The sequence below is a fragment of the Buttiauxella agrestis genome (assembly GCF_900446255.1).
Classification (GTDB): domain Bacteria; phylum Pseudomonadota; class Gammaproteobacteria; order Enterobacterales; family Enterobacteriaceae; genus Buttiauxella; species Buttiauxella agrestis.
The window spans coordinates 2,096,379-2,114,098 of the sequence record NZ_UIGI01000001.1 but is presented as its reverse complement, the minus strand read 5'-3'; the positions used below and the strand labels follow the sequence as shown (position 1 = coordinate 2,114,098).

Genomic DNA, 17,720 nt, shown 5'->3' with positions numbered 1-17,720 from the left:
TGAAGAACGTAAACAACGTTTTTACCATAGCCCAAAGAGATCTATTCGTCCAGGCGAAGTGTCAAAAATTCGATGATGTCCGCATTATCTTTATGATTTTTTTAGCATAGCTATTCAAAAAATGAGCAATGTTGTCGTACCAAAAAATGAACAAGTCTGGAAAGTTAAATAGGCGAAATGACTGGGTGAATAAAGCTTGAGCGATTAATTGTTTATATTGCACCAAAATAATGAAAGTTTAATGACACGCTGCTTCACAATGAAGCAATAAAAACGTTTCGCTATATTCATCAGCTAATATACTCGCCTTAGCGTTGCGCTAAATATCATTTTAGGATTCTAAGTGTGTTTTAAACATTGATTCCGATAAGTATAAAAATTAAACAACATCCTGCAGCGTTAGCTGCATGAATTGTGTCTGGGGAGGGAAAACTAATCTTAGCGTTCTTTTTGCCCAAGCTCACATCACCCGGTTTTCGCGAAATGGGGTTCCAGATGACGAAAACCGTCGAATTGGTGATGAGATTTTAAGGGATCAAAGCAGAGATGCGAGTACCAGGATTAGCGCTCAGCGACCAGACGAATAAAATCATCTTCTTCTTCGTCTTCTTTCTTAACAGCTTCAGCTTCTTCCTTCACAACTTCCGGCTCGTTCGCTTCGCACAAACGGCGTAACAGTGCATTCTGACGCTTTTGTTGATCCAACAACTCTTCCAGCAGCTCAATCTGCTCATTAGTACGGCTGCTCGCTCGGTTAACAAAAAACCAAATCACGAGACCGACGATCAGAACAACCAGAGACACTGTTAAAGACGCGATATTTAACGCGCCAACACTTAATTCGTTCATCTTACCACCTCAGCAAAACCCGTATTCTACACTTGCCACGGCACAAGGTAAGCCTCCTGCTGATAAAAAGACACTACCAGGGGATAAATTTATTAATCGTGCAAATGCCGCTGAAGAATTGTACATCTTGATCGCACATCACATTGACCATTTGGGTCCATAGCAGCAGGCAGATGAACAAAACCGCAACCAAAATGAACCATCGGTACTTTCTCACTACTCTCTCCACCTCGTAACAATGTAAGGATAAGTTTGGCATAGGCATCTTAAACATTGCGTAACATCAGCGCATATATTATTTAAGAATCATCATATTGCTACAGCAACCTCATCCGTTACGCTTAGCAGTCTATTAACCTATTAATAAGAGGCATATATGCGTAGGATGATTCGCGCGATAATCATAATAGCGCTTCTGTGGATAGGCTTGCTGCTCTCAGGATACGGCGTTCTGATTGGAAGCCAGGAAAATGCTGCGGGTCTGGGTTTGCAGTGCAAATATCTTACTGCGCGAAATATAACCACAGCCCAGTTTATACATAGCAATAGCGGAATTATAGGGCTTACTGATTGCCCGATATTGCGCAAAAATGCCAAAGTTATCGACAATGGTCAGTAAAGAGACTGAATGAAAAAACGCCGCTATTACGCGGCGTTGATTATTTCATCAGAATGGATATTCGTGATAACCCATTTGCTCAGAAATAGTACGAGCGGCATCATGAAGCATCGCCACATATTCATGAAGTCTGTCTTCAGAGAAACGTAACGTCGGGAATGAAATACTCAAACCTGCAATCACAACACCGAAACGATCGAATACCGGCACGCCGATACAGCGCAAACCTTCTTCTTGTTCCTGATTATCTTCGCCATAGCCCTGCTCGCGAACGGTATCCAGCACTTTCAGCAATTCATCAGTGCTGGTAATTGTGCGTTCAGTACTACGTGTGTATTCCACATCAGCAAGAATTTCACGCACTTCTTCGCGGTCACGCCAGGCCAGCAGGACTTTACCAATCGCTGTACTGTAGAGCGGATTACGACGACCAATGCGCGAATACATGCGCAGGTTGTACATGGAATCAATTTTGTGGATATAGACAATACTGTCTTCATCCAACGCACCCAGGTGGATGGTTTCTTTTGTCAGACGCGACAACTCGCGCATCTGAATGTCCGCACTACGAATCAAATCAACGTTTTGCAACGCGCGTGCGCCCAACTCAAATAGCTTCAGCGTCAGCGAGTACTTTTCGGATTCGCCTTCCTGCGCCACATAACCCAGGGATTTCATTGTCTGCAAAAAGCGATAGACGGTGCTTTTTGACATCATTACGCGTTGCGATAATTCAGTGATACCAATTTCGCGTTCTTCGCCAAGAGCCTGTAAGATGCCAAAAACTTTCAGGACAGAAGAGACAGAATCAGGTTGTTTATCCAGATCTGCGATTGCCATTAAATCACCTCGATCGCATTTGTTTTATAAAAATCAGAACCGGTTTTTAGTATAAGTTGACTACCATGTCATCGCAATGAATCTATTCTATTTCGTTACAAATCTGCGACATATCCCGTAAATTTAGTGCTATTATTATTTCTCTTCGAATATCGCCTCGTGAAGTCAAACATTCCTATGGATAAAACCCTTGCTGATGGGCTGCCATTGCCGCAGCGCTATGGTGCTATTTTAGCCATTGCGTTAGGTATAACCATGGCCGTACTTGATGGCGTAATCGCAAACGTCGCCCTTCCCACCATTGCCCGAGAACTTAATGCCAGCCCGGCAGAATCCATCTGGATTGTGAACAGTTACCAAATTGCGATAATTGTTTCGTTACTTTCTATGTCGTTCCTGGGGGATATATTTGGTTATCGCCGGGTATATCAGTGCGGATTAATTCTGTTCTGCATGACCTCCCTTTTTTGTGCGTTATCAAATTCGTTACCCATGCTCACATTTGCACGTGTACTCCAGGGGTTTGGCGGTGCGGCATTAATGAGCGTTAATACCGCACTCATTCGGCTTATTTATCCGCAAAAATACCTTGGCCGCGGTATGGGAATTAACTCGTTTATTGTTGCCGTTTCATCTGCTGCCGGGCCAACTATTGCCGCCGCTATTTTGTCCGTTGCATCATGGAAATGGTTGTTTTTGATTAACGTTCCGATTGGCATCGTTGCTCTCATCCTGGCTTTGCGTTTTCTGCCACCAAACCAACAAAAATCACAGGGCCAGCGCTTCGACATACCCAGCGCTATCATGAATGCTCTAACGTTTGGTTTGCTCATCTCCGCGATAAGCGGTTTTGCTCAGGGACAATCTGGTTGGCTGATTATCGGAGAGCTGGCTGCGCTAGCCGTGATTGGGTTCTTCTTTGTCCGCCGACAACTGACTCTTCCCTTCCCTTTATTGCCAGTCGATTTACTGCGTATTCCGATATTTTCGCTGTCTATTGGGACGTCAGTCTGTTCCTTTGCGGCGCAAATGCTCGCCATGGTTTCGCTGCCTTTCTTCCTGCAATCGACGCTGGGACGCAGTGAAGTAGAAACCGGCCTGCTGCTCACTCCCTGGCCGATTGCGACGATGATCATGGCTCCCATTGCGGGACATTTAATTGAACGAGTTCATGCGGGGCTGCTTGGTGGGATTGGTTTAGCCGTGATGGCCTGCGGTTTGTTTGCACTGGCACTGTTGCCTCATAACCCGTCGGATATCGATATCATCTGGCGCATGGTTTTGTGTGGAGCCGGTTTTGGATTGTTCCAGTCACCAAACAATCATACCATTATCTCCTCTGCTCCACGTCACCGCAGCGGTGGTGCCAGCGGCATGTTAGGCACCGCCCGGTTACTCGGTCAGAGTTGTGGCGCTGCCTTGGTAGCTCTGATGTTCAACCTGTTCACCACTCACGGTACGCACGCCTCGTTATTGTTGGCTGGCAGTTTTGCCACTGTCGCCGCCATTGTCAGTAGCTTACGGATGTCTCAGTCTCGACTGCCACAGGCATAAAAAAAGGCGTGCCAACGATGGCACGCCTTTTTAACTCAATTTAATCCTACTTCAGGTATTCACCATTACGCAGCGCTTCAATACGTTTATCCAATGGCGGGTGAGTCATGAACAATTCGCTCATTGACTTAGCCTTACCATTGATGCAAAACGCCATCATGCTGCTGGCTTCTTGCGGTTCATAGCTGGTTTTCAGACGCTGCAAAGCGGCAATCATTTTTTCACGACCGACCAGTTTTGCAGAACCGGCATCAGCGTGGAATTCACGGTGGCGTGAGAACCACATGGTGATAATGCTCGCCAGGATACCGAATACCAGCTCCAGCACTGTCGCAATCGCAAAATAAACGAACGGGTTGCCGTTGTTACTTTCACCTTCATCCCGGTTTCCGGACAAGAAGCCAGAGGCGACCTGCGCAATGATACGAGAAATGAAGATGACGAAGGTGTTCACCACGCCCTGAATCAGGGTCATCGTGACCATGTCACCGTTCGCGATATGGCTAATTTCGTGAGCGATAACCGCTTCCGCTTCATCACGGCTCATGTTCTGCAACAGGCCTGTACTAACCGCAACCAGTGATGCATTACGACGTGCGCCGGTCGCGAACGCGTTGATGTCTGGCGCATGGTAAACAGCCACCTGTGGCATGGCGATACCCGCCTGCTGTGACTGCTGGCGAACCGTTTCCATCAGCCAGCGCTCAGTTTCGTTACGTGGTTGCTCAATCACTTCCCCACCGACTGAACGAAGCGCCATCCATTTGGACATCAGCAATGAGATGATTGAACCGCCAAAGCCAAACAACACCGCCATGATCATCAGACCCTGTACGCTGCTCGACTGGATCCCCGTCAGGCTTAGCACTAGCCCGAAAACGACCATGACCGCAAGGTTGGTCAACAGGAAAAGCCCGATACGCATCATAATTTTCTTTTTACCTCGGTTAAAAATACGCATTCTGCGTTACCCCACATCGTAGGGGCAAGCCTGCCATTTTCAAGCATTCATCGTATCCAAGTGGTTAATAATACATAACTTTACATTCAAGAAGAGGTTGGTTTACGCGGCTTGATAGAGGTAAAAAAAACGGGCACAAAATTTTGTGCCCGTTGGGGGTTACTTAGCAGGAGCCGGTTGCTCGGCTGGTTTATCTTGCTGCATTTTCGCAAGGTCCAGCGCAATGTGCACCGTTTCATCAAGATACGGATCGGGTTCTTGATAATCCTTCGGCAAATCGTCCAGTTTCTTCAACGGCGCTTTGCCTTCTCGCTTGTAGCGATCGTTAATACGTGCCAGTCGCGTGGCATCATCTTCCTGGTTTTCTTTCTCACGTTGAGCAAGATTCAGAGAGACAATATTGCGCTTCTCTTTCAGGGCATTGAAGCGAGCAATGTCCTTCATGATGTACTGGAACTCTGGATCGGCTGCAATTCTGTCCTGATGGAGTTTCAGCAACTGCGGCTCAAACGAAGACAGGTCGCCGGACTTAACGTAAGTCGCTGCGTTAATGCTGTCCCATGGGAGCGCATTGTCTTCAAACTTCTCACCGGTTTCTGTCTCTTCAGTACCCGTTGGCATCATGACGTCTGGAGTGACACCTTTACGCTGAGTACTGCCGCCATTAATGCGGTAGAACTTCTGGATGGTGTATTGCACAGAGCCTAATGCTGGCCATTCCGGGCGCAACATCTGATCGTAGATACGATTCAATGAACGGTATTGCTGAACAGTGCCTTTACCAAAGGTAGGTTCGCCGACAATCAGCGCGCGGCCATAATCTTGCATCGCTGCTGCGAAGATCTCAGAGGCAGAAGCACTGAAACGGTCAACCATTACCACCAGCGGGCCTTTGTAATACACAACGCCGTCAGTATCGCTGTCTTCACGCACTTTGCCGTTGTTATCACGAACCTGAACAACAGGGCCGCCTGGAATGAACAAACCAGAAAGTGAAACAGCTTCGGTTAATGCCCCGCCGCCGTTAGAACGTAAATCGATAATCACGCTCTTCACGTTCTGTTTTTCCATTTTCTGCAGTTGGACTTTGACGTCATCCGTCAGGCCAACGTAGAAACCAGGAATATCCAGCACGCCCACTTTGTCTTTGCCGACCGTTTTAATTGTCAGTTTAACTGCGCGGTCTTCAAGACGGATACGTTCACGCGTTAATGTTACGATGCGCGTTTTGGTGCCCTTGCCAGCAGGCAAGATTTCCAGGCGAACTTTGCTGCCTTTCGGCCCTTTGATCAACGCAACAACGTCATCCAGGCGCCAGCCAATGACATCGATCATCGCTTTACCGGTTTGGCCTACACCGACAATGCGATCACCGACGGTAATCGCTTTGCTTTTCGCAGCCGGGCCACCCGCAACCATCGAGTTAATCACCGTGTAGTCATCGTCCATCTGCAACACGGCACCAATACCTTCCAGAGATAAACTCATTTCGGTATTGAATTGTTCCGTATTACGCGGCGACAAATAGTTGGTGTGCGGGTCGATTTCGTGGGCAAAGGCGGTCATCGCCAGCGAGAAAACATCTTCGCTGTTGGATTGAGCCAAACGGCGAATCGCGAACTGATAACGCTTGGTCAGCGTTTCACGAATTTCCTGATCGGTTTTACCGGTCAGCTTCAGGCTCAGTTCATCGAACTTAACTTTGCTATCCCACAGGGTGTTTAACTCTGCAACGCTGGTCGGCCACGGCGATTTGCTGCGATCAACATTGAAAGTGTCATTCCCTGTGAAATCCATCGGTTTTTCCAGCACCTTCAACGCGTATTGATAACGTTCAAAACGACGTTTTTGGGCCAGATTGTAGAGATCGTAAAAGACGTCCAGTTTGCCGGTGCGCAATTCATCGCCTATCAGTTTCTTGCGCGACACAAACTGCTCAACGTCGCTGGCGAGCAGTACGTTGTGGCTATAGTCGAGAAGGTTTAGATAGCGATCGAAAATTTTTGCGGAAAAATTTTCATCCAGATCAAACTGACGGTAATGCGAGCGAGTAAAGCGTGATGTGACACGCTCACTCACTGTAGCGTGCTGAGTCTCTTCCTTTAACTGCGGGATTTGATCGGCACGCGTGATGTTTTCGACGGCCAGTGCGCTACCTGCAAGAAACAACAGACTAGCGACCGCCGTACGCTTAAAGAGTTTGTTCATGCCAGGGTCTGGCCTCCGTTTCAGAACTGCAAGTGTTCTGCGCGTACGATCATTGCCATACCAGAAGTCAGCTGTACACGGACGCCATCTTTGGTAATTTCCAGTACGGTGGCATCCATCGCGTTATTACCCGCTTTGACTTTGATTGCCTGGCCCACCTGCAAAGCAGAAATGTCCGTAACCGGAGTGCGTTTTTCTTCGACCGGAGCCTGTGGCGCCGGTTTTTCTGCACGTGGTTTACGTTCTGCAGCTTCAGGGCGACGCGGTGCAGGACGCGGTTTGCGCTCACGGCGAGGCTTATCAGCAACGGTTTCACCGTTAGCAATAGCCGCTTCGCGTTTTTTCGCTGCCTGTTCTGCGCGCTGTGCTTGAACACGAGCTTTTGCTTCTTCAAGCTGCTTGCGAGCATGCTCAACATGCTGCTCATCGAGTTCACCGCAAGGGTTTCCGTCTAGATCAACACGGGTTGCGCCGACTTTGATACCGTACAGGTAACGCCAGCTTGAAGTGTAAAGACGTAACGCGGAACGAAGTTGAGTTTTACTGAGGCTCATCTCCCCTTCAACGCGCGCGACTAAATCCTGGAAGATACCAATCTTCAGGGGGCGGGCTTCACCTTCAGCGCTAAAGCACTGTGGGAAACGCTCTGCCAAAAAGGCGATGACTTCTTTGCTACTATTCAACTTGGGTTGATTTTCCATGAAATTTCCTGATTACAACGGAGTTGCCAACAATCCGCAGGCATGAACAGGCGACATTATAATGACGCTATCAGCAAATGCCACGTTATCCGTTGTTTATCATGCTATCGAGTGAAGAATTTTTTAAAATCCGTGTCGGTAAGCATCAGCGAAAGCTGCGTTACCAGTTGAGATAAGCCGATTTGGTCTTCAGGTGTGAAGCGCCCAAACTCAGTGCTATCAATATCCAGAACCCCAATCACCTCACCATTTACCGTCAATGGAAGTACAATTTCGGAGTTGCTGGCAGCGTCACAGGCGATGTGACCATCAAAGGCATGCACGTCTTCAACACGTTGAATGCTATTGGTGGATACCGCTGTACCGCAAACACCTTTTCCAACAGGAATACGCACACAGGCGATTTTCCCCTGGAATGGACCGAGTACCAGAGTGTCGCCTTCTAATAGATAGAAGCCCGCCCAGTTTACTCCTTCAAGACGTTCAAATAGCAATGCACTGGTATTTGCCAGCGTCGCCAGAAAACTTGTTTCACCTGCCATTAACGCACTGAAATCGCGGTTTAAGTCCGCGTAAAATTGTTCTTTGTTCATTGATTAACCATAGTATGTTGTCTTACTCAACTGCATAGCATAGTAAAATAAGCATTAAATGCGTTATGCCACAAGGTGTATCATTCCGTGAATTACTATACGCTTAACGAATATTTCATAATCCATTGAGATACCCATGCGCCAACGGTATTCCCAGCTTACGATGACACATGAAAATACACGCCATTAGCCATGCTGTACCGCAGGCACGTTATCAGCGTTGCCCCCAATGCGATACACTTTTCTCGTTACCGTTGGTTAAATCATCGCAGAGCGCTTATTGCCCGCGCTGTGACGCCAAAGTTTACCATGGACGCGACTGGTCATTAACTCGCCTGGCGGCCATGGCAGTGGCTATGCTGCTACTCATGCCCGTTGCTTTTTCCGAGCCTTTGGTGCGCATCTATCTACTAGGCACGCGCATTGACGCTAACCTTTTCCAGGGCATCTGGCAGATGACCAGCCAGGGCGATCCGCTCACCGCGGCAATGGTCATGTTCTGCGCGGTGGGAGCACCTGCAACACTGGTTGCCGGTATCGCCTATCTCTATTTCGGTCATATTCTGGGCATGAACCTTCGCCCGGTATTGTTGATGCTTGAGAAGCTCAAAGAATGGGTGATGCTGGATATTTATCTGGTCGCCATCGGCGTGGCCTGTATAAAGGTACGCGAGTTTGCGTTTATCCAGCCGGGTGTCGGCCTGGTGGCATTTATCGCGCTGGTGATACTGAGCCTGTTGACCCTGATTCATCTCAACATGGAACAGCTGTGGTCACGTTTCTACCCGCAACGACCACCCCGGGCATGGAACCCACAACTTCGCGTGTGTCTGGGCTGCCATTTCACTGGCGTGCCGGATGATCGTGGCCGTTGCCCACGTTGCCACGTGCCTTTACGAGCGCGGCGCCGCCACAGCCTACAAAAATCCTGGGCGGCTTTGATCGGCTCTTTAGTGTTCTTACTTCCCGCGAACCTGCTTCCAATATCAATACTTTACGTTAATGGCTCGCGCCAGGAAGACACGATTCTTTCCGGTATTATTTCCCTTGCCAACAGTAATATCGCGGTTGCCGCGGTGGTATTCATTGCCAGTATTCTGGTGCCTTTTACCAAAGTTATCGTTTTGATTTCATTGCTGGTAAGCATTCATTTCAAATGTGAAAGAGGGCTTAGAACACGCATTTTACTGCTACGCTTTATTACCTGGATTGGCCGTTGGTCCATTCTCGACCTCTTTGTTATTTCGCTTACGATGTCGCTGGTTAATCGCGATCAGTTATTGGCATTTACTATGGGACCGGCTGCGTTTTATTTTGGCGCGGCGGTTATTTTAACTATTCTTGCTGTCGAATGGCTGGATAGCCGACTACTTTGGGACGCACATGAGTCAGGAAATGCCCGCTTCACCGACTGAAGCGCGAATTAAAACAAAACGCCGTATTTCGCCCTTTTGGTTGCTGCCAATTATCGCCTTGATGATTGCCAGTTGGCTGATGTGGACAACCTGGGAAGAACGCGGCACCACAGCGACCATTGATTTCATTTCCGCAGACGGCATTGTTGCCGGGCGCACGCCTGTCCGTTATCAGGGTGTCGAAGTCGGCACCGTACAGAGCGTCAGCCTGAGCAAAGACCTGCGCAAAATCGAAGTGAAAGTCAGCATCAAAAGCGATATGAAAGACGCGCTGCGCGAGGACACCCAATTCTGGCTGGTCACGCCGAAAGCCTCACTGGCCGGGGTTTCCGGGCTGGATGCGTTGGTTGGCGGGAACTATATCGGCATGATGCCCGGTAAAGGTGAACCGCAAGAGCACTTTAGCGCACTCGATACACAGCCCAAATATCGCCTGAATAACGGCGAGCTGATGATTCACCTCCACGCGCCAGATTTAGGCTCTCTCAATAGCGGGTCGCTGGTCTATTACCGTAAAATTCCGGTCGGCCGCGTGTATGACTACACCATCAATAACAACAAACAGGGTGTCACTATAGATGTGCTTGTCGATCGCCGCTTCGCCAGGCTGGTGAAAAAAGGCAGTCGATTCTGGAATGTCTCTGGCGTGAAAGCCAACGTCAGCCTTTCCGGCGCGCAGGTGCAACTGGAAAGCCTCGCAGCGTTAGTTAACGGAGCCATTGCCTTTGACTCGCCGGAAAACTCCGCTGAAGCCAAAGCTGAAGACGAGTTCGGCCTGTATGAAGACCTGGCGCACAGCCAGCGCGGCGTGATCATCGATCTCGATCTGCCAAGCGGCAAAGGTTTAACCGCTGGCTCCACGGCGTTAATGTACCAGGGCCTCGAAGTGGGTACGTTGACCAAGCTTAATCTCAATCCAGGCAGCACAGTGACCGGGCAAATGACCGTCGACCCAAGTGTTGTCAATTTGATGCGCAGCGGCACGCGTATTGAGCTTCGTGATCCGAAAATTTCTCTCAGTAACCCGAATCTCAGCAGCCTGCTCACCGGCAGCACCTTTGAACTCGTCCCTGGCGAAGGCGAACCACAGAATCACTTTGTGGTTTTCCCAAGCGATAAAACGCTGCTGCAACAACCTGATGTTATGACCCTCAAACTGACGGCGCCGGAAAGTTACGGTATTGATGCTGGTCAGCCGATCATTTTGCACGGCGTTCAGGTGGGCCAAATTCTGGAACGCACATTGTCTGCCAAAGGCGTCACCTTCTCTGCCGCCATCGATCCTGAATATCGGCATTTGATTCAGGGCGACAGCAAATTCGTCGTGAATAGCCGTATTGACGTGAAAATGGGTATCGATGGTATCGAGCTTTTAGGTGCCAGTGCCAGTGAGTGGATCAACGGTGGTGTGCGTATTATTCCAGGCAGCAAAAAAGGGGCGATGAATGAAAGTTATCCGCTGTACGCCAACCTGGAAAAAGCGGTTGAAAACAGCCTGAGTGACCTGCCAACGACGACGTTGACGTTAACGGCGTCCACCCTTCCAGACATTCAGACGGGTTCCGTGGTGCTGTATCGTAAATTCCAGGTCGGGGAGATTATCAGCGTCCGTCCTCGTGCCAATAGTTTCGATATCGATGTGAATATCAAGCCGGAATATCGCAACCTGCTGACCTCCAACAGCGTGTTCTGGGCTGAAGGCGGGGCGCGTGTGCAACTCAATGGCAGCGGGCTGACCGTTCAAGCCTCCCCGCTTTCACGTGCCCTAAAAGGTGCTATCAGTTTTGATAACTTATCCGGTGCCAGCGTCGGCCTTAAAAAAGGCGACAAACGGATGTTATACGCTTCTGAAACCGCTGCTCGCGCCGTGGGTAGCCAGATTACCCTGCACACCTTTGATGCTGGCAAACTCTCAGCAGGCATGCCAATTCGCTATCTGGGAATCGATATTGGGCAGCTGGAATCACTCAATCTCACGGCTTCTCGTAGCGAGGTCGAAGCCAAAGCGGTGCTTTACCCTGAATTTGTTCAGACATTTGCTCGTGGTGGCACGCGCTTCTCGGTGGTAACACCGAAAATCTCAGCCTCCGGTGTAGATAATCTCGATACCATTCTCCAGCCATACATCAACGTGGAACCGGGACGCGGCCCAGCCCGCCGTGATTTTGAATTGCAGGAAACGTCCATCACCGACTCTCGTTATTCAGATGGCCTGAGCATCGTACTCGAAGTTCCGGAAGCCGGCTCATTAAGCATTGGTACTCCAGTTCTGTTCCGTGGCGTAGAAGTGGGTACGGTAACGGGCTTAACGTTGGGCAATCTCTCAGACCGCGTGATGATTGGTTTGCGTATTAGCAAACGCTTCCAGCACCTGGTACGCGATAGCTCGGTGTTCTGGCTGGCGTCTGGCTACAGTCTTGATTTCGGTCTGACGGGTGGAGTGGTGAAAACCGGCACCTTTAGCCAGTTCATTCGGGGTGGTATTGCCTTTGCAACACCACCTGGTACTCCGCTGGCACCGAAAGCCGAAACCGGTAAGCACTTCTTGTTAGAAGAAAGTGAGCCGAAAGAATGGCGCCAATGGGGCACAGCCCTGCCGCGTTAATGCCCACGCCCCGGTGCTTCACCGGGGCGCTTGTGCTACACTTGCGCCTTCATTTTTTCCTGGACTTCCTTCGTGGCTCACTCTCATACCGCCTTTCTCCCGCAAGCCTTTCTTGATGTTATTCGTGACGCGCTCCCGGCAGGACAAACTCTCGATAGTTTTATTGAATACTGCCAACGTCCACTGCGCCGAAGCTTGCGCGTGAATACCCTCAAGATTTCAGTCAGCGACTTTCTTACGCTTGTTGCGCCTTACGACTGGCATCTGACCCCGGTTCCGTGGTGTGCGGAAGGTTTCTGGATTGAGCGAGAAGACGAAGATAGCCTGCCATTGGGTAGCACTGCAGAACATCTAAGCGGTCTGTTTTATATTCAGGAAGCCAGTTCCATGCTGCCGGTTGCGGCGCTATTCGCTGACGGTAATCAACCCGACCGCATTATGGATGTCGCCGCCGCACCGGGGTCAAAAACCACTCAAATTGCCGCACGGATGGGCAACCATGGCGCCATTCTTGCGAATGAATACTCCGCCAGTCGGGTGAAAGTGCTGCATGCCAACATCAGCCGCTGTGGTATTAGCAACGTGGCGCTCACGCATTTTGATGGACGAGTATTTGGCGCAGCGTTACCTGAATGCTTCGATGCGATTTTGCTTGATGCCCCCTGCTCCGGTGAAGGGGTGGTGCGTAAAGATCCCGACGCTCTACGCAACTGGACCCCAGAAAGCACCACCAGTATTGCCGATACCCAACGAGAGCTTATCGCCAGCGCGTTTCACGCCCTGCGCCCAGGCGGCACATTAATTTATTCGACCTGCACATTAAACCGTGAAGAGAATCAGCATATTTGCCAGTGGTTACTCGACGAGTGGCCCGATGCAGTTGAAATCGCGCCGCTCAATGATTTATTCCCTGAAGCCAATAAAGCGATTACGGCGGAAGGTTATCTGCATGTGTTCCCACAAATTTATGATTGCGAAGGTTTTTTTGTAGCACGCCTGCGCAAAACGGCATCAGTCGAAGCGCTCCCGGCACCGGGTTACAAAGTGGGTAAATTCCCCTTCATCCCGCTGCATGGCAAACAGGCAGCAGAAGTGAAAGCTGCCGCAAAACAATCAGGGATTGCCTGGCAAGATGATCAACAGCTTTGGCTGCGCGATAAAGAAATTTGGTTATTCCCAAAAGAAATTATCCCGCTATTCGGCCAGGTGCGCTTTTCCCGCATTGGTTTACGCCTTGCCGAGCAATACAACAAAGGCTACCGCTGGCAGCACGAAGCCGTGATTGCGCTGGTGACGGGAGACTCGCCACTCGCATTTGCGCTCACTGAATTTGAAGCCGATGAATGGTATCACGGGCGCGATATTTACCCTGATGAGGCCCCCTCTCTCAATGAAGTGATTGTCACTTATCAAGGGCAACCTCTTGGACTGGCAAGAAAAGTCGGCTCGCGCCTGAAAAACAGCTATCCGCGTGACCTGGTTCGTGATGGGAAATTGTTCGCTCATAAAGGCTGAGCGCAATAAAAAATAATCGCCATGTCATTTGCAGTTTTCGCACGGTTGTCTACGCTCTAGATTGGGTGATCTGACTGGTCATACCACATGTATCCGGACCCAAGGAGAGCGAGATGACGAAAACAAACGTACGAATAGGCATCTTCGAAATTGATGATGCTGAATTACATGGCGAGCAACAGGGGGATCGAACGTTAAGCATCCCTTGTAAATCAGACCCGGACCTGTGCATGCAACTAGATGCCTGGGATGATGAAACCAGCATACCCGCCGTCTTAGATGGCGAACATTCCGTGCTTTACCGTCAACATTACGACCAGAAATCTGATGCCTGGATCATGCGCCTTGCCTGATCCAAAATGAACCCGTCGCTCAGGCGGGTTAATTAAGTGGTCTGATTACCCCTCTTCCCGTGACTTCTCCTACAATTAAGCCAAACGGTGCAACTCAGAGGCACGAATGTTTGCGTTGGTTTTGTTTGTTTGCTACCTGGACGGTGGCTGTGAAGATATTGTGGTGGACGTTTTTAACACGGAACATCAATGTCTGTTCGCTATGGATGAGCAACGGATCCGCTACGGCGGATGTTTCCCGGTCGAAGACTTTATTGATGGCTTCTGGCGACCGGCTCACGAGTTTAGTACGTAGTAGCGCACTGGGTTTATCGTGAAATGAATGACTGTTTACTGAACCTGCACCATCGTCAGTTTGTTACCAAAGACAGCGCCGGTATCAATATAAAATTGATTGTGGAAATGACTGACTTCTTTCAGCGGCGTATGTCCAAAGTAGAATTCATCTGCCCCGTCAATATCTGCCCCTCCCCCACGTAAATTTTCATTTAGCCGTGAGCGGCTCCAGACCAGTAAATGCTCGTCTACCGGTTGGTTCCAGCGGTACTGCGAAGCGGGATAATCTGCGTGAGCAATAACCAACAACTTCCCCTGGGTATGGAGTTCAATCACCAGTGGTAGTTCGCGACAATGTAATAAGGCTTGCTGCACCTTTTGCTGAACCTGTTCAGGCAATTCCTGATACCAGTTCCCGCCATTTATTTGCCAGAGCATCCCTTCACCTTCGTCGAGTGCTTCAAGGGCCATTGCTTCGTGATTGCCTTTCACCGCTCTGAACCATTTGCTATCAAGCAATGCCAGACAGCCAGGGCTGTTAGTTCCCCTGTCGATAAGATCCCCCACCGAGATGACCAGATCCTGGTGGTAATCAAAATGTTTGTGCTTAAGTTGGCTTATGAACTCGGAAAGACAGCCGTGCAAATCACCGACAATAAATACATGCCGCCAGTTCTCACCGTCAATTCTCTGATACATGCCGCCTCCGCACTGGTTATTTATTACTCAATTATAAACCAGTGCGCGGCGATGGTTAGCGTGTCGGGCGAATGAACATTTTGATTTGCTTGCCGTGGTAATCGACATTGTGTTGAAACTGGAAGCCAAATCGTTCTGCAAGATGGATGGAACGCAGATTATCGTTATCCACAATGCAGCAAACTGGCGCGGTTAGTTCACGGTCCGCCCAGTGTAAAATCGCCGCTAAGGCTTCTTTTGCATAGCCTTTCCCGTGTACTGACGGAATTAAAGTCCAGCCTGCTTCCGGGAACTCAAGCGCCGGAGTCAGTTCGCGTTGCGCATCCTGAAAACCAAACGAACCGACATAGCGCCCGCTCTCTTTTTCAAATACCCCCCAATAACCATAACCGAGAGCCTGCCAGTGGCCGATATAGCGTAACAACCGGCCCCACGTCATTTCCGGCCCTTGCGGCTGGCCGCCTCCGATAAATTTAACCATTTCCGGGTCAGCCCAGCAGGCGGCTAAATCAGGGAAATCATCCAACGTAAAATGCCGTAAAACCAAGCGCTCAGTTTCCAAACGAGGTGCTGCGATAACCATGCTCACGACCTTAACTTTATAATTGATTAAACCTTTTCATTATTCTGCCAACATAAAATAAAAAAAGGCTGCAATCAATGCAGCCTTTATAGGATGTGATACGAGTTATCTGGCAAATTTTTCCGCTTCTTCAAGCGTTTCAATATGGCTTACACCTAAGAGTACGGTGGTAATCAAACCCACGATGTACCCCACCAGTTTACTATTGAGGATCAGTTTCAAACTTTCTGGCACCTCCGTTTCACTCTGGGACTAAGACTAATCTAGCAGTCCCGTGATGATAAAAGTAACGGCAGATTCACACTTTTGTCATCTAATACTCATAGCAGCATATTCAGATCTAAAGATTAGGTCAGATTTTTCCGCTCAGTCGTGCGTGGAAATCGCTACTGCGTAGGTCCAGACCAACAATATCCACTTTGCTTTCATAGCGTTGATAGCGCGTTTCGATAGCATCCAATACCGCGACGGTGGACACATCCCAAATTTGCGCCTGAGATAAATCAATAATCACTTTTTGCGGGTCGTCGGCATAACGAAAATGTTCAAACAAATCGTTGCTGCTGGCAAAAAACAGCGGGCCGGTCACTGTATAACGGACGGACTGTCCGTCATCTGACAACGTTCTATCTGCACGCACCACATGAGCGATACGGCGAGCAAACAGAATCATGGCAAAAATTACACCACCCACCACACCCAAAGCCAGGTTTCCAGTCGCAACTGTCACTGCAACCGTCGTGACCATCACCAGCGTTTCCGGGAGCGGTATCCGTTTTAATGTGGCAGGTTTAACGCTGTGCCAGTTAAGTGTTTTGGCGGCCACAATCACCATGATGCCGGCCAAAACCACCATCGGGATCTTCGCCATCAGCTCACTTAGCCCTGTGACCAACAACAGCAAGACCAGTCCGGCTGCCAGGGTTGAAACTCGTGTGCGCCCTTTCCCCAGTTCCACGTTAACCATGGTCTGGCCAATCATCGCGCAACCCGCAATGCCACCATAGAAGCCTGCAAAAATATTCGACACGCCTAATCCCCAGCATTCACGACGCTTGCTCGAAGGGGTATCGGTCAGTTCATCGACCAGTTTGGCCGTCAGCAAAGACTCCATTAATCCGACAAAAGCGATGCTCAAGGCGCACGGCCAGATAATCCGCAAAGTATCGAGATTGAGCGGCACTAAAAGCTCGGTTAAACCAGGCAAGCCCGCAGCCATCGGCCCGGATTCCCCCACCGTTGGCACGGAGAATCCCATCCCGATACACAATGCGGTAATGACCAGAATCGCCACCAGCGGAGAAGGAACCATTTTAAACACGCGCGGGAGAAACAGCACGATGATCAATGTGAGCGCAAACAGCCCCCAGACCAATGGATTATCCCCCCAAATATGCGGCACCTGAGCGAAGAAAATCAGAATACCGAGGGCATTCACAAAGCCCGTCATCACTGAATGCGGGATATAACGCATCATGCGCGCAAGGCCGGTGACACCAAACAAAATCTGTATTAGCCCGGCCATCAGCACCGCGGGGAAAATATATTCGACCCCATGCTGATGCACCATTGGCCCAATCACTAACGCGACTGAACCCGCAGCAGCGGTGACCATCGCAGGGCGGCCGCCGAGGAATGACATCGAAATACACAATACGATGGAAGCAACGAGGCTAACTTTTGGGTCAACACCGGCAATCACCGAAAATGAAATGATCTCCGGCACCAGCGCCAGCGCGGTGACTATCCCCGCGAGGGATTCACGCGCCAGGAGCCGTGGACTGCGCAATACATAGGCGAGAGAGTTTTCCCGACGATGTACTTCTGTTTGAGTTGTGGTCATAGTTTCGTCTTTGCAGGTTTATTTTTAATAGGGTTCATTTTGAACCGGCGTGATTGTACAGAGAGGATAGTAAGGATGCTAATTAATGTGATCTCTATCTCTTTGC

The 17,720-nt window shown here is 49.6% G+C and carries 18 protein-coding genes; 7 read left to right on the top strand and 11 right to left on the bottom strand.

The window, feature by feature from the left end; all coding sequences use genetic code 11:
* Positions 1-561: 561 nt before the first annotated feature.
* Both DY231_RS10250 and mgrB read right to left on the bottom strand, forming a co-directional pair.
* Positions 562-849: a YebO family protein gene (locus DY231_RS10250; protein ID WP_115628268.1), complete on the bottom strand. Its 288-nt coding sequence runs from the start codon at positions 847-849 to the stop codon at positions 562-564.
* A 73-nt stretch (positions 850-922) separates the two neighbouring features.
* Positions 923-1,066: a PhoP/PhoQ regulatory lipoprotein MgrB gene (mgrB, locus tag DY231_RS10245; RefSeq protein WP_115628267.1), complete on the bottom strand. Its 144-nt coding sequence runs from the start codon at positions 1,064-1,066 to the stop codon at positions 923-925.
* Between the two features lie 159 nt (positions 1,067-1,225).
* Here mgrB and DY231_RS10240 point away from each other — a divergent pair, with 159 nt between their 5' ends.
* A complete protein-coding gene (locus DY231_RS10240) occupies positions 1,226-1,468 on the top strand; it encodes a YobH family protein (RefSeq protein ID WP_115628266.1) in 243 nt (80 codons plus the stop codon).
* A gap of 48 nt (positions 1,469-1,516) precedes the next feature.
* Here DY231_RS10240 and kdgR read toward each other — a convergent pair whose 3' ends face one another.
* The gene (gene kdgR / locus DY231_RS10235; protein ID WP_034495954.1) at positions 1,517-2,308 is read right to left on the bottom strand and encodes a DNA-binding transcriptional regulator KdgR; all 792 of its coding nucleotides are present in this window, start codon (positions 2,306-2,308) and stop codon (positions 1,517-1,519) included.
* Between the two features lie 177 nt (positions 2,309-2,485).
* Between kdgR and DY231_RS10230 the strand changes: the two genes are divergently transcribed.
* Entirely contained in the window at positions 2,486-3,862 is a 1,377-nt protein-coding gene (locus tag DY231_RS10230) for an MFS transporter (protein WP_115628265.1), read from the top strand.
* A 46-nt stretch (positions 3,863-3,908) separates the two neighbouring features.
* On the opposite strand, the gene htpX is transcribed toward DY231_RS10230, so the two are convergent.
* The 4 genes from htpX to msrC all read right to left on the bottom strand — a co-directional run bounded on the left by htpX (position 3,909) and on the right by msrC (position 8,325).
* Entirely contained in the window at positions 3,909-4,790 is an 882-nt protein-coding gene (gene htpX / locus DY231_RS10225; RefSeq protein WP_034496301.1) for a protease HtpX, read from the bottom strand.
* A gap of 192 nt (positions 4,791-4,982) precedes the next feature.
* On the bottom strand, positions 4,983-7,031 hold the full coding sequence (prc, locus tag DY231_RS10220; RefSeq protein ID WP_115628264.1) for a carboxy terminal-processing peptidase: 2,049 nt from the start codon (positions 7,029-7,031) through the stop codon (positions 4,983-4,985).
* Between the two features lie 20 nt (positions 7,032-7,051).
* Positions 7,052-7,732 carry an RNA chaperone ProQ gene (gene proQ / locus DY231_RS10215; protein WP_034495962.1) on the bottom strand — a complete coding sequence of 227 codons (681 nt, stop codon included), beginning with the start codon at positions 7,730-7,732 and terminating at the stop codon, positions 7,052-7,054.
* 104 nt (positions 7,733-7,836) lie between these two features.
* Positions 7,837-8,325, bottom strand: coding sequence for a free L-methionine (R)-S-oxide reductase MsrC (msrC, locus tag DY231_RS10210; protein ID WP_115628263.1), 489 nt, complete (start codon positions 8,323-8,325; stop codon positions 7,837-7,839).
* Between the two features lie 170 nt (positions 8,326-8,495).
* Here msrC and yebS point away from each other — a divergent pair, with 170 nt between their 5' ends.
* The 5 genes from yebS to DY231_RS10185 all read left to right on the top strand — a co-directional run bounded on the left by yebS (position 8,496) and on the right by DY231_RS10185 (position 14,508).
* Positions 8,496-9,740 carry a membrane integrity lipid transport subunit YebS gene (yebS, locus tag DY231_RS10205; RefSeq protein ID WP_115628262.1) on the top strand — a complete coding sequence of 415 codons (1,245 nt, stop codon included), beginning with the start codon at positions 8,496-8,498 and terminating at the stop codon, positions 9,738-9,740.
* Positions 9,709-12,345 carry a PqiB family protein gene (locus DY231_RS10200; protein WP_115628261.1) on the top strand — a complete coding sequence of 879 codons (2,637 nt, stop codon included), beginning with the start codon at positions 9,709-9,711 and terminating at the stop codon, positions 12,343-12,345. Before yebS ends, DY231_RS10200 begins: the two co-directional genes overlap by 32 nt.
* Positions 12,346-12,417: 72 nt before the next feature.
* Entirely contained in the window at positions 12,418-13,860 is a 1,443-nt protein-coding gene (gene rsmF / locus DY231_RS10195) for a 16S rRNA (cytosine(1407)-C(5))-methyltransferase RsmF (protein ID WP_115628260.1), read from the top strand.
* Between the two features lie 113 nt (positions 13,861-13,973).
* On the top strand, positions 13,974-14,213 hold the full coding sequence (locus tag DY231_RS10190; RefSeq protein ID WP_034495973.1) for a YebV family protein: 240 nt from the start codon (positions 13,974-13,976) through the stop codon (positions 14,211-14,213).
* 106 nt (positions 14,214-14,319) lie between these two features.
* Positions 14,320-14,508: a YdfD/YebW family protein gene (locus tag DY231_RS10185; RefSeq protein WP_115628259.1), complete on the top strand. Its 189-nt coding sequence runs from the start codon at positions 14,320-14,322 to the stop codon at positions 14,506-14,508.
* A gap of 35 nt (positions 14,509-14,543) precedes the next feature.
* On the opposite strand, the gene DY231_RS10180 is transcribed toward DY231_RS10185, so the two are convergent.
* The 4 genes from DY231_RS10180 to DY231_RS10170 form a co-directional block, all read right to left on the bottom strand.
* Positions 14,544-15,188: a metallophosphoesterase gene (locus tag DY231_RS10180; RefSeq protein WP_115628258.1), complete on the bottom strand. Its 645-nt coding sequence runs from the start codon at positions 15,186-15,188 to the stop codon at positions 14,544-14,546.
* Positions 15,189-15,243: 55 nt separating this feature from the next.
* Positions 15,244-15,771, bottom strand: a complete 528-nt coding sequence (locus DY231_RS10175; protein ID WP_115628257.1) for a GNAT family N-acetyltransferase — start codon at positions 15,769-15,771, stop codon at positions 15,244-15,246.
* Between the two features lie 105 nt (positions 15,772-15,876).
* Positions 15,877-16,005 (bottom strand): hypothetical protein, encoded by a 129-nt coding sequence (locus DY231_RS25395; protein WP_256682659.1) that lies wholly within the window; start codon positions 16,003-16,005, stop codon positions 15,877-15,879.
* Between the two features lie 118 nt (positions 16,006-16,123).
* The gene (locus DY231_RS10170) at positions 16,124-17,614 is read right to left on the bottom strand and encodes a SulP family inorganic anion transporter (RefSeq protein ID WP_115628256.1); all 1,491 of its coding nucleotides are present in this window, start codon (positions 17,612-17,614) and stop codon (positions 16,124-16,126) included.
* Between the last annotated feature and the right edge of the window lie 106 nt (positions 17,615-17,720).

What these genes read in the sequence shown, in the direction of transcription:
- DY231_RS10250 (WP_115628268.1), bottom strand. Translation starts at nt 849, where the DNA reads ATGAACGAATTAAGTGTTGGCGCGTTAAATATCGCGTCTTTAACAGTG.
- DY231_RS10240 (WP_115628266.1), top strand. Translation starts at nt 1,226, where the DNA reads ATGCGTAGGATGATTCGCGCGATAATCATAATAGCGCTTCTGTGGATA.
- kdgR (WP_034495954.1), bottom strand. Translation starts at nt 2,308, where the DNA reads ATGGCAATCGCAGATCTGGATAAACAACCTGATTCTGTCTCTTCTGTC.
- DY231_RS10230 (WP_115628265.1), top strand. Translation starts at nt 2,486, where the DNA reads ATGGATAAAACCCTTGCTGATGGGCTGCCATTGCCGCAGCGCTATGGT.
- htpX (WP_034496301.1), bottom strand. Translation starts at nt 4,790, where the DNA reads ATGATGCGTATCGGGCTTTTCCTGTTGACCAACCTTGCGGTCATGGTC.
- prc (WP_115628264.1), bottom strand. Translation starts at nt 7,031, where the DNA reads ATGAACAAACTCTTTAAGCGTACGGCGGTCGCTAGTCTGTTGTTTCTT.
- proQ (WP_034495962.1), bottom strand. Translation starts at nt 7,732, where the DNA reads ATGGAAAATCAACCCAAGTTGAATAGTAGCAAAGAAGTCATCGCCTTT.
- msrC (WP_115628263.1), bottom strand. Translation starts at nt 8,325, where the DNA reads ATGAACAAAGAACAATTTTACGCGGACTTAAACCGCGATTTCAGTGCG.
- yebS (WP_115628262.1), top strand. Translation starts at nt 8,496, where the DNA reads ATGAAAATACACGCCATTAGCCATGCTGTACCGCAGGCACGTTATCAG.
- DY231_RS10200 (WP_115628261.1), top strand. Translation starts at nt 9,709, where the DNA reads ATGAGTCAGGAAATGCCCGCTTCACCGACTGAAGCGCGAATTAAAACA.
- DY231_RS10190 (WP_034495973.1), top strand. Translation starts at nt 13,974, where the DNA reads ATGACGAAAACAAACGTACGAATAGGCATCTTCGAAATTGATGATGCT.
- DY231_RS10185 (WP_115628259.1), top strand. Translation starts at nt 14,320, where the DNA reads ATGTTTGCGTTGGTTTTGTTTGTTTGCTACCTGGACGGTGGCTGTGAA.
- DY231_RS10180 (WP_115628258.1), bottom strand. Translation starts at nt 15,188, where the DNA reads ATGTATCAGAGAATTGACGGTGAGAACTGGCGGCATGTATTTATTGTC.
- DY231_RS10175 (WP_115628257.1), bottom strand. Translation starts at nt 15,771, where the DNA reads ATGGTTATCGCAGCACCTCGTTTGGAAACTGAGCGCTTGGTTTTACGG.
- DY231_RS10170 (WP_115628256.1), bottom strand. Translation starts at nt 17,614, where the DNA reads ATGACCACAACTCAAACAGAAGTACATCGTCGGGAAAACTCTCTCGCC.